Source organism: Bifidobacterium pseudolongum subsp. globosum (genome assembly GCF_004155535.1).
Classification (GTDB): Bacteria; Actinomycetota; Actinomycetes; order Actinomycetales; family Bifidobacteriaceae; genus Bifidobacterium; species Bifidobacterium pseudolongum_C.
The window spans coordinates 17,868-30,249 of sequence record NZ_RYUH01000006.1 but is presented as its reverse complement, the minus strand read 5'-3'; the positions used below and the strand labels follow the sequence as shown (position 1 = coordinate 30,249).

The 12,382-nt window shown below is 68.0% G+C and carries 3 protein-coding genes and 1 tRNA gene; 1 reads left to right on the top strand and 3 read right to left on the bottom strand.

The window, feature by feature from the left end:
• Window positions 1–84: 84 nt before the first annotated feature.
• Window positions 85–963, top strand: coding sequence for a phage major capsid protein (locus tag PG2093B_RS01690; protein WP_129896869.1), 879 nt, complete (start codon window positions 85–87; stop codon window positions 961–963).
• Window positions 964–1,945: 982 nt separating this feature from the next.
• On the opposite strand, the gene PG2093B_RS01685 is transcribed toward PG2093B_RS01690, so the two are convergent.
• The 3 genes from PG2093B_RS01685 to PG2093B_RS01675 form a co-directional block, all read right to left on the bottom strand.
• Window positions 1,946–2,016: transfer RNA gene (locus PG2093B_RS01685), tRNA-Gly, on the bottom strand.
• Window positions 2,017–2,181: 165 nt separating this feature from the next.
• Window positions 2,182–2,715 (bottom strand): holo-ACP synthase, encoded by a 534-nt coding sequence (locus PG2093B_RS01680; RefSeq protein WP_242502775.1) that lies wholly within the window; start codon window positions 2,713–2,715, stop codon window positions 2,182–2,184.
• A gap of 130 nt (window positions 2,716–2,845) precedes the next feature.
• Window positions 2,846–12,310: a type I polyketide synthase gene (locus tag PG2093B_RS01675; protein WP_129896868.1), complete on the bottom strand. Its 9,465-nt coding sequence runs from the start codon at window positions 12,308–12,310 to the stop codon at window positions 2,846–2,848.
• Window positions 12,311–12,382: the final 72 nt, after the last annotated feature.

The following is a 12,382-nucleotide window of genomic DNA, read 5'->3' as shown; positions in this document are numbered from 1 at the left end:
CCCACGAGATACACAAGTATTTACGTCGGTCGCGTCCCCCTTTGCATATGTGGGGTGCGGCCATGAAATTGAAGGAGAATTGAAATGGCTGATACCATTACACCGAACCCCGCGATCGCGGCGCAAATGTTCAAGACGACCCCGACGAAGGCGGCGTTCGCTGACACCAACTTGCTGCCGCCAGAAGAGGTGATCCGGGACGCGATCGCGCTCAACCAGTACTGTGCGACACCGACGGTGACGATTCATGGTGATGCGCCGCGCGTGCGTATCCCGTATGTGGAGACTGACCCTACGGCGGGGATCGTGGCCGAGGGTGCCGAGATCACCCAGACCTCGGCCGCGCTCAACGAGATTGAAATCGCGACTCACAAGGTTGCGTTGACGATACCCATTACAAATGAGGCTCTGACGTACACTGATGCGACGAAGTTGGTGAGCACGAGCGCGGCGAACGCGGTGACGAACCGGGTTGATGCGATGTTCCTGTCGGCTGCGGCTGATGCGACGGCGGGCACCCCGGCTGGCTTGGCACAGTTGGATGGATTGACCACGGAGACGGTCACCGACCTCAAAGACCTGTCACCGATCCTGACCGTGCTGAGTAAGATCACCGACCATGGTGGAGAACCTTCCGCGCTTGTCATGCGCTACAGCGTATGGGCGCGTCTCATGGCGTTGACGGCGAAGGACGGTCGCCCGCTGATCGCCCCAGACGTGACATCCAGCGCGGAACCGAGGCTCTTCAACGTTCCCGTTTTCTTCAACTCGTATGCTGCGGCTGACACCGTGTTGGCCCTGAGCGCCAAGGATATTTTCGTTTCCGCGTCGCAGGTGGAAGCGGCCGTCAGCAAAGATGCGCTGTTTACATTCGATTCGTCCGTGATGCGCCTCGTTATGCGTTTCGGCTACGGGTTGGCCCACCCGGAGCGTATCGGCAAGGTCGTGTTGCCCGCAGCCTGATATGAGAAAGGCCCCCGTTTTTGGCGGGGGCCTTTTGGTATCCAGACATCGAAAGGATAGCTATTCAAGTGTATCACGTTCGCCCGGTTTTTGGGAGATGAAATATTCCGCGACACGCCTCGAATTGCAACGATTCCGGCAGGGTGTCACGGCTTGTTCAAATAGTCCCCGGACGCATTCAGCCCGAGAACCAGAACCAGCAGCGGCCAAATCAATAGTATACCGGGTACCCTCCCCCGCCCCCATGCGTTCTTCTACCGCGGTTCTAACGTGCGTACGTAGGTGCGTGCGTAGGGTTTATCGTGTTGGCAGTGTGCGTGCGTTAAAACAGCGTTTAGGGGCTTCTATGCTGCTGGTGGTCGGTGGACGTCCCAAAACTGCCGGATTGACATTGTTGCGCCTGATGCTCGTGGATCGCAGCACCCTTTGCCGCCGTCATGACATGCGCGTGTGTTGCGTGTAACCCGATAACGCGGCGTTATCCAGTTGGGGCCCGTGGGGTGGTGGGGCGCCATGGCATCTCATGGCGTGAAGCGTGACGTGGGTCACAATGCGGAGGTGTAAAGTCTACATGTGCGTGCGGGGGTGTGAAGTCTAGAAAGTATGTAAAGTCTTAGTGTTTCCAAGGGGTGCGGAGTGTAAAGTCTCAGTGAAAGTCTAAGCATGGGCATGAAAGTCTACATGTGCGTGCGGGGGTGTGTGTGATGTGTAGAAAGAGTAGCAAGAGTAAGTGTTTCCAAGGGGTGCGGGGTGCAATGAGTAAAAGAAAGAGTAAACGTGTAAATGCCGCTGCGGAATGAGTAAGCCGGGCATGTGTGGTGTGGTGATCTGTTGGCGGTGAGTGTGGTGGATCGCGTGTGTGGTGGTTGTGGCTCACACTTGGCTCACACTTAATGTGACTCATGCGTGTTCATGGGATTCTTGAGATTCTAGAATCGGCTATTTTCCAAGGGTTTCGGGCGGGATCGTTGGTATATATGAGAGCGGATGACGGGAATCGAACCCGCGTAATCAGTTTGGAAGACTGAGGCTCTACCATTGAGCTACATCCGCGTGCCGTCTCTCGCGAAACAACGTGTGCCATTATACACAAGGGGTGCCGAAGCGTCCAGCCAGCGGGAAACCCGCGCGCCGACGGCCACCGCCGCTCCCCTCCATGAATCTTACGGGGTGGAGCGTCACACCGTACCACGCGCATCCGGCCCACCGTCGCGCGTCTCACTCCGCACGTTCCAGAACGGCCACTGCGGAGGCGATCGGACCGTCGTGCGAAATCGACAGATGCCACCGCAATCCCCCATCAGTGCACGCCGCTGCGCCGGCGGGCATGGCATCCGCCGCGCACACGCCCTGTGCCCGAAGGGGATGCACCGGGCATGCCAGCGAGCGCACAAGCTCGGCGTGCACACCCGCCTGCAGAAGCACATGCGGCACACCACGCGCGTCGCCAAGGATCTCGATGCCACTCCATGGCGTGTTGTCGAGCGTGTACGGCGCCGACCCACCGCCGAGCGCCGCGCACCACGCTTTGACGACCGACTCCTTGGCCGCCCATTTGCCGGCGAGGTGCACGGACTCCCCGTCGTGCTTCAGCTCGGCGCGCATCCGCGCCTGCCGCAATTCGCGGGCGGAGAAGAGCGCGCGCATCCGCGAGCCCGGCTCTGCGAGCTGCTCGCCGAACGCGCGCACATCCACCACGTCGTGCCCGATGCCGAGTATTCCCAATGCGACCGCCTCCTCACACTGCATCATGCGTTGCCACCGCCAGTCTAGAAACCAGCCATGCCAGACAGACAATCACCACAACCAAGGGGGCGTGGTTCATCAAGCATGAACCACGCCCCCTCAGCATACGCAGGCCCTTACGGCACAACCGCCCCCGCTACGCGAAGGTGCCGTCGGCGCCCAGGCGCGCGGACGGGTCGAGCAGCATCGCCTTTTCGACCTCGTGCGCGTCGTAGCCGCGGCCGTCCTCGCGGAAGCGGCGGTTGTCGATCGGTTCGTAGAGCGCGGCGCGCCCCATCATGCCCTCTTCGAAGTGGCGCCGGCCCGCGGCCAGTCGCCCCTTCGCACGCTCACGCCACCGCTCGAGCGCCTCCGCGCCGGCCGTGCGCGCCACGGCCGCCTCGAACGCGCCGGGGTGCACGAGCCCCACGAACCCGCTCACATGCCCGAATCCGAGCGACGTGGCGAGCGCGGCCTTCACCGTGCCGCGCGCGCCCAGGTTGAGCGGTTCGCGCAGCCACACCATGTGGTCGTCGCGCGCGAGCTTCGGGTCGACGCATTCGAGCGCCGCGTTCGCCGGCACCACGCCCGACGTGAACAGCTGCGTGATGCCGTTCACCTGGAAGATGCACGCACCGCCCTTGGCATGGCCCGTGAGCGACTTCTGCGAGATCACGAACAGCGGGTTGCCTTCGGCGCGCCCGATCGCGTGGGCGAGCGTGTTGTGCAGTTCGGATTCGTTCGGGTCGTTCGCGTTGGTGGACGTGTCGTGTTTGGAGACCACGGCGATGTCGTCGGGCGTTACACCGAGCGCCGCCAGGTCGCGCACGAGCTTGGACTCGCGCCCGCCCATGCCGGCGGCGAGCGCGCCCAGTCCCGGCGCGGGGATCGATGTGTGTGCGCCGTCGGCGTACGAGTGCACGAACCCGACCACGCCGGCCACGGGCAGGCCGAGTTCGAGCGCGATGCTGCCGCGCGTCAGCAGCACGGTGCCGCCGCCCTGCGATTCGATGAACCCGCCGCGCCTGCGGTCGTTGGCGCGCGAGAAGAACCGCGGTTCGATGCCCTTGGCGAGCATGTCGCCCGAGTTGGCGGTGGCGTTCATGTTGCCGAACCCGATGACCGACTCCACGCCGATGTCGTCGATCGCGCCGGTGACCACGAAGTCGGCTTTGCCGAGCGCGATCTTGTCGGCGCCCTCTTCGAGCGAGACGGCGGCCGTGGCGCACGCCGAGACCGGCTGCACCATGTTGCCGTAGCCGCCGATGTAGCTTTGCATCACATGCGCGGCCACGACGTTCGGCAGTGCCTCCTGCAGGATGTCAGTGGGGATCTCGTGCCCGAGGAAGCGGTTCAAATACAGCTTGCGCATCGACGCCATGCCGCCGAACCCGGTGCCCTGCGTGCTCGCGACCATCGACGGGTGCACGGCCTGCAGGATCTCGCTCGGCGAGAAGCCGGCCGAAAGATAGGCGTCGACGGTCGTCACGATGTTCCACAGTGCGATCGGGTCCACATCGCCCACCATCGAGGCGGGGATGCCCCACTTCGTCGGGTCGAATCCGTCGGGGAACTGCCCGCCCACCGTGCGCGTCATGGTGGCGCGGCGTGGCACGCGGATCATCGACCCGGCGTGGCGTGTCACGGTCCACTCGCCGCTTTCGGCGTCGGCCGCGATGGACGTGTACGCCTCGTCCATCTTCACGTATTCCTCGGCGATCGCGCGCGTGGGCACGCTGAAGCTCACGTCGCGGTCCAGATAGACCTCGGCCTCCTCTTCGTCGGTGCCGTCGCGGTAGTCGGCGCCCATGCCCTCGGCGAACGGGCGCACGCCCGACTTCGCCACGACCTCGTCGTGGTACCGCTGCGCGATGTCTTCCTCCGGCACGAGATTGCCGTCCGCGTCGTACCAGCCGGGCGTCGGTGAATCGGCCCAACTGAGCAGGCCCATGCCCCACGCCAGTTCGAGCACGGCGCCGGCGGAGAGCTCCACCTGGCCGTCCGCGCGGATGCCGAGTTCGGCCTCGGCGCGCGTGCGGCCCGAGCCCCACGGGCCGAGCTCGCCCACCGACACGATCACGATCTGGTCTTCGGGCCGCGCGGTCACGCCCTGCCATTCGGCGAGGTCGACGCGCGCCTGCCGCGGCACGTGCGGGCTCGGCAGCGCCTTGATCGACGCGCGCGCCTCGGCTGCGGCGTCTTCGGCGGCCGCCTCGTTGAGCGCGGCGTCGGCCATCGCCTCGGCGCGCAGTGCGCGGATGTCGATCGGCGCGCCGCCCAGACCGCCGGTCAGGTCCACGTCGAGCGGCGCCGTGCGCGCCTGGTCGCGCGCGTCGGCGGAGACGAGCTTGAGCAGCTCCGCCGCGATCTCTTCGGTGGAATACGTGGTCAGGCCGTGGCGTTCCACCACCTCGACGAGCGGGTCGTTGCCGCCCATGAGGCCGGTGCCGCGCACCCAGCCGATCTTCGGGTGGGCGAAGGTGACGCGGCCGGACCAGTCGTGCTCGGCGCGCGCACGGTTCACAATCGCATCGAACGCGCTCTTGACCTCGCCATACGCGCCGTCGCCGCCGAACACACCGCGGTTCGGCGAACCAGGCAGCACCACATGCAGGCGGTGCTGCACATCGGTGTCGGCGCCGATCGCGGCGAATCCGGCGATCGCGCGCTCCACGCCCCACAGCATCAGGCGCGCCTGCGATTCGAACAGCGCGCCCGAATCGGCGAGCGAACCGTGCACGGGCGGCGCGGCGAAGGGGAAGAACAGGCTCGGCTCGTACACCGGCTTGAGCACCGTGGTGGTGGCGCCGTTCGTCTTCTTCTGCACATGGCCCGCCCAGTCCACGAGTGCGTCCACATCGCGGTAGCTCGACAAGTTGGCGGGGACGAGCCACAGTTGCGCACCGGCACGGGCGTGCGTGCGGTAGGTCTCGCGCGCCCACGCCTTGACGGACGGGCGGAAGCTGTGCGATGTGGCGATCACGGTGGCGCCGCCCGCGAGCAGGCCGTTGACCACCTGCGCGGCGATCGAATTCGGCGCCACGCCGGTCACCACGGCCACGTCGCCCGCGTACGGCGCGGGATCGGCGATTGCGGACGCGGCCGCCGCATCAGCGATCTGCGCGTAGCGGTCGGCCAGATCGGCGCGGCCGTCTTCGCGCGCCCGCTCGGCGAACCAGCGCGCTTCGGCGGCCACGGCCTCGCCGAGCGCGCTGAAGTCGCCGGCGATTGCAGCCGCATCGTTGTTGTAGAACGCGCGGGCCAGATCTTCGCGCGCGCTCGCCCATCGGTCGTCGAAGAGGATCGCCTTGCGTGCGTCGAAGCGCGGCGCCACCTGCTCGGGCCAGTCGGCGCCGAGTTCGGCTTCCACCGCCGCCACGACCGCCGCATTGGCGTCGTCTTCCGGTGCGGGCGCCGGCTCGTCGAGGCCGAGTTTGCCGAGCACGAAGCGCGCGGTCTGCGCGAGCACGCCGTCGGATCCGGTCACCTGCGCGGCGAACGCGTCGAGCGCGGCGGAATCGACGACCGCGCCACCCGCGGACCCGCCGGCGGACGGCTTGGCCACGGCGATGCCCTGCTGCGAGGCGACGAGCTGCACGGCGGCGTCGATCAGCGCGTTCGCCTGCGCCGCGTTGGTTGCGGTGTCGGTGCCGAGCTCGGCCAGATCGCCGCCGCGCGCACTGGTGCCTTCGCGCGTGCCGAGCACGAGCGCGGCGACGACGCGGCTCGCCCAGCCTTCGCCCAGACCCCACACGTCGCGCACACGCGCCTCGACCTGCGCGGTCTTGATGCCGGCGGCGCCGAAGAGGCCGCGCATGCGGTCACGCACGATGTCGGCGAGCACGGGGCCGAACGCCTTGTAGTTGGGGGCGACCTTGTCGACGAGCGCGCTGAGCGCGTCGATGCTCGCCTCTGCCGCGCCGTCCACGCTCGCCACGCCCAGCTCGGAGCTGATGTCCATGAGCAGCTGGTTGCGGCGCGACGAGACGCCGTTCGTCAGTGTGTCGGTCGTGTCCTGGCCGCCGATCTGCTCGGGGCGGATCTTCGCGGCGTACGCCAGCAGCGTGGCGATCGCGTCATGCGCCTTGAACGGAACATCCGCCACGTCGCTCCCCGACACGCCCTGTGCGCCACCCTGTGCACCAGCACCGTCTGTAGCCGCCGCCTGCGCGCTACGGGTAGTGCCTTCTTCGCTACGGGTAGTGCTTTCTGCGGCAACACGCCCGAATTCTACGGGGTTTTGGGCACCCTGACCACTACCCGTAGCGGTGGAAGCACTACCCGTAGCGGTGGAAGCACTGCCCGTAGCAGAGGTTGGGGTTGCAGAAGCGGAGGCGACGGCAGACGACGCGGCGGCGGACGACGCCTCGGCACCTGCGGACTCCGGCTCGGGGGCCAGGGAATCCGTGTCGGTCATGTAGATGCGGGCCTCGTCACGGCCCACGTTGAGCACCGTCACCTTGCGGCGCGAGAACTCGGGCAGCTTGAGCGTCTTGGCGCCCAGGTTCGCGAGCGTCGGCGCATTGCCCAGGCCGACCTCCACGTATTCCTCCACGCCGAGGCCACCCTGTTCGGCCGAGCCGAACAGCAGCGCCTGCGTTTCGATCCAGCGCACCGGCGAGGCGAACTGCCAGCTGAGCAGTTCGGTGAGCAGCAGGCGGCCGAGCTTCTGGTCGTCTGCCGCATACGCCTCCCACACATCGCTGTCGGCGAGCGCCTCGGCGATCCGCTCGGACGGCACCACTTCGAGGATCGCCGCCGCGAACTCGCGCGTCATCTCGAACGGCACGGCCACAAGGTTCGGGATGTACCGGCCTTCGAGCGCCCCGCGGTAGTCGATGTGCGCGGGCAGCAGCGCGTCGAGCTTGTCGCGGAACTCGGGCACACCCTTGCGCAGCAGCGTGGAGTGGAACGGCACGTCGATGCCCGGCACGAACATGAACGCCTTCTTGCCGCCGAACTCCGCCACGCGCCGCGCGGAATCCTCGGCGAGCGCCTTGAGTCCGGCGATCGTGCCCGCCACCGCGTACTGCTGGCCCGCCAGATTGTAGTTGACGATCTCCAGGAACTCGCCGCTCGCCTGCGCGACCGACTCCACATACTCGCGCACATGCGCGTCGTCGACGCCGAACTGGTTCGGCCGCAGCGCGCCCATGCGGTAGTTGGAACGGCCCTGCGCGTCGCGGTCGATGAGATGGTGCATCGTCGAACCGCGGTGGAACACGAGCTCGAGCACGGTCTCGAGCGGGATCACGCCCGCGAACGAGCTGAGCGCGTTGTATTCGCCGAGCGAATGGCCGGCGAAATACGCGGGGCTGATGTCCGCGCCCGCCTCGCGCAGCCGCGCGGTCTGCGCGAACGCGACCGTGGCGAGCGCGACCTGCGTGAACTGCGTCAGGTTGAGCAGGCCTTCGGGGTGGCGGTACGTCACGCCGTTCGCGGTGAGCTCCTTGGGGTTGTCGCGCACCACGGCGAGGATCGAGAATCCGAGCCGCTCGCGCGTGAGCCTGTCGGCGCGCTCCCACACGTCGCGCGCGGCCGCGGACTTGGCGCGCTCGCCGAGCACCATGCCCTGCTGCTGGATGCCCTGGCCCGGGTAGACGAACGCGCTCGCCGCGGGCCGCGTGATGGCGGTGCCGCGCGAGACGATCTGCCCGCTGATGCGGCACGTCGCCTCGAGCACGAGGCCCGCGTGCGCCACGCGGCCGATGCGCTCCACCGTGATCTCCACGTCGTCATCGAGCTGCACCATGCCGTACATGTTGTAGGTCCAGCCGGCGATCTCGTAATGCGCTCCGGCGTTGTCGAGTGCCTGCACCGCGTGCTGTGCCGTAGCGGAAAGCCACATGCCGTGCACGAGCGGTTGCTTGAGCCCGCTGATCGCGGCGCCGCGGTGCGACGTGTGGATGGGGTTGAAGTCGCCCGACGTGCGTGCGAACGCCGTCATCTCGTGCGGCGCGCGCACGGTGACGCGGCGCAGCACGCGGCGCGGCGTCTTACGGATGTCCTCGAGCAGGCCGCCGTAGTTCGGCGCGGGCGTGGGCAGGTCGTCGCTGTACGCGCGGCCACGGATCGCGAACCGCTCGGTTTCGCGCGCCACGAGCGTGCCGTCGGCGAGGTGATGCTCCACATGGATCGTCACGACGCGCCCCGACGCGGATTCCGCATACTGTTCCGCCCAGCCATACAGTGTGATCCGCTCGCCGGTGTGCTCGAGCAGTTCCGCCTCGGGCATTTCGAGTTCGATGAGGTGGTCGAGGTGCACGGCGTTGAGCAGGCCCTCGATGACCGGATAGCCATCCACCATGACCGAACCGAGCGCCGCGTAGATCGTGGGCCATGCGGGGCCGACGAGCGCGTCGGGCGCGATGCGCGACGGCGCCAGGTCGAGCGGCAGCGCGCCGCCGGTGGCGGCCTCGTGGTCGGCGCCGAGGTTGGCGGAGAGCGTATAGACGGACTGCGCCACGCCGAACGGGAACTCCTGCGCGTCGCCGGCTGGACGCACGTCGGGCATCGCGGTCAGCGCGTCGCCGGTGATCGCGGTGTTGCCGATGCCGGCGGTGGCCGCGAGCATGCGGTAGACGTGTTCGGGCAGGCGCTCGCGGTCCACCACGGGGATCGTGCCGGTCGCGTCGAGCGCCACGTTGAGCGGGATGACGATGTCGCGCACGGCGTGCTTGCTCAGGCCGCCGTCCGGGTCGTTGTCCCAGAACGTGTCGAGATGGATGTCAAGGTCGAACCGCTCGACTCCCGCAGCCTCGTCACGGCCCACATGGCGCAGCTCGTACTGCGCGCTGCCGCGCTCGGTGCCGTAGGCCGGGTTGGCCGTCACGTGGCCGATCCACGAGATGTTGGCGCTTGCGCGGATGAAGTCCTCGGCGCTGCGCACGTCGCTGAGCGCCGCGAACACGGGTTCCGCCGCGGGCTGAGCGCCTCCGGCCACGCGCGCGGTCATCGCGTCACGGAAGCGGCCGAGGATGTCCGCCACGGGCTCGTCCACGGTCGTGATGCCGGCCACCGAGATCGGGCCGGGGATGATGCGCACGGAATCGGCCGAATAGCGCGGGTCCTCGGACTGCCACAGTTGGTCCTGGCCCCACCAGCGCAGCAGGTCGCCGTCGATCGCGGGCACGAACGGCATGGGCTTGGGGTATTCGCGCACGAGTGTCGTGAACCACGCCTCGTCCATCGGCGACACCACCAGTTCGGCGATCTGCGGGTAGGCGGCGAGCAATGCGTCGACCGCGCCGAACGGATCGGCCTCCACATCGCCGCGCGCGGCGAACATCGGCGTGAACTCGCCTTGTTCAAGGTCGATCACGCGCGCCTCGATGCGCTGCAGCAGGTGCAGGAACCGGTCGGCGTACGTGCCGTCGGCCCACGGGAACGCGAGTTCGGCGAATCGGCGCGCCCAGTCGAGGTACGTCATGGTGCCCAGATCACCGAAATACGGCTTGGCGGTGGCGTTGAGCGCGTCGATGATCTCCGCGCGGCGGCTCACCAGCTCCTCGGGGTGCTTCATCACGCGCACCAGCAGGCGCCCACAGCGCGCCGAGGCGTTCTCCAGCTCGTAGATGTCGGCGTGCAGATGGCTCAGGCCGGATGTGACGCCGCCCACGGCCTGCCCGCTCGGCACCCACTGCTCGCCCAGCGGCGCGAACACGTCGCCGTTCCTCGCGCCGGCATCGATGCCCGGCGTATCGACGAGCATGCGCTTGACCTCCGGGCTCGTGTGCGCCTCTTTCGCCGTCATGACGGCCGTGCCCACGAGCACGCCGTCCACCGGCATGTTCGGGCGGTCGTAGCGCGCCGCCCATTCGCCGCTGATGTAGTCGGCGGCGCGTTCGGGCGTGCCGATGCCGCCGCCCGCCACGAGCACGAGGTTCTCATGCTCGCGGATCTGCGCGTACGTGGAGAACAGCAGGTCGTCGAGCGATTCCCAGCTATGGTGGCCGCCCGCCGAACCGCCTTCGACCTGCATGAGGATCTTCGCCGGCGCCACCGCGCGCGCGATCGCCGCGACCTGGCGGATCTGCTCGACCGTGCCGGGTTTGAACGCGACGAAGGGGAAGCCGTCCGCGTTGAGAGCGCGCACGAGTTCCACCGCCTCGTCCAGCTCGGGGATGCCGGCGGAGATGACGACGCCGTCGATCGGCGCGCCGCTCGCGCGCTTCTTCGGCACGATGCGCTGGGTGCCGAACTGCAGGTTCCACAGGTAGCGGTCCATGAACATCGCGTTGAATTCGACCGTGCGGCCTTCGTCCAACTCCTCTTCGAGCTTGGCGATGTTGCGGTCGAACACCTCGGCCGTCACCTGACCGCCGCCCGCGAGTTCCGCCCAATAGCCGGCGTTCGCGGCGGCCGCCACGATCTCGGGCTCCACGGTCGTGGGCGTCATGCCGGCGAGCAGCACCGGCGGCTTGCCGGTCAGGCGCGTGAACGCGGTCGAAATCGTGTCGCCGTGCGCGGTGCGCACCACGCGCGGGGCGAACCGCGACCAGTCCTGCGTGCGCGCCGGGGTGAACCCGGGTTCGGTGAGAGCGGTGCGCGCGGCCGTGCCGGAGGCCTCCACAATGCCCACACCCGTGCCCTGCGCGTTGTTCGCGAAGAGCTTGGTGAGCGTGGTGCCCGGGCCCAGGTCCACGACCCACAGATCGCGCGGGTCGTTTGCGGTGAGCAGCACATGCACCTGCGTGGACCAATCCACTTGGTTGAGCAGCACTTCGGCCGCGAGTTCGCGCGCGTGCGCGGCGTCGATGCCGCACGCGGCCGCCCACTGCCCCACGAGTTCCACCGCGCGCTCCATGAGCGGGCTGTGGAACGGCAGCGTCACATCAAGGTATTCGAGCGTGGGGTCGAACACGCGGCCGCCGCGCACCTTGTCGGCGCGCAGCTGCGCCTGGTGCGCGTGCTCCTTGTCCACTTCCACAGCGAACGACGCGAGGTCCTGCGGGTGGCCGGAGAGCACCACATGGTCCATCGCGTTGATCACGGCCACGGCGATCGGGCCACGCGCGTCGTTCACACGGGCGATGAGCTCGTCCGCCTGCCGCGGCATGATGCCCTTCACCGAAAGCATCGGCGTGGCGTCGCCGTAGCGCGGCACCATGCCGTGCGCGCGGGCCTCGCGCGTGCCGGCGGCGCCGATCAGTGCGGCGATCGCGAGGATCTCGCTGATGGCATCACGCGCGGCTTCGATGGAGCCGGCGTCGATGATCGCACGGGCCATGTGCACGCCGAGGATGCCCTGCGAGTGGCCGAGCAGCGCGCGCGGGGCGGCATGGACCACGTCGTAGCCGAGCTGGGCGGCGTCGAGCAGCGCGCCAAGCTGCGCGAGCGCGATGCCTTCGACGCTCGCGGTCGCGTCGGCCGCGGCGCCCAGATGCACGGGATTCGGCGTGAAGCCGAACAAATCGATTTCGCGGCCGGTCGTGGCCAGCAGCTCGGCGCCCACCGGCGCGAGCAGGTCGTGCGCAAGGCGCGCGTAGTTGTGCAACGCCTCGTCGAGCTGTGGGCCGGCGGCCAGCTCGGCGAGCGCGGACGTCCACGGCGTGGACTGGCCCGCGAACATGAGGGCGTGCGGCTCGCTGGCAAGGCGGCTGAGGAACGGTGTGGTGGTCATCGGTGTTCTTTCTGTGTTGTGGTTGGTGTGAGTTGTGGTTGGTGTGATGAGTATGTGTGGGCGCATGGCCGC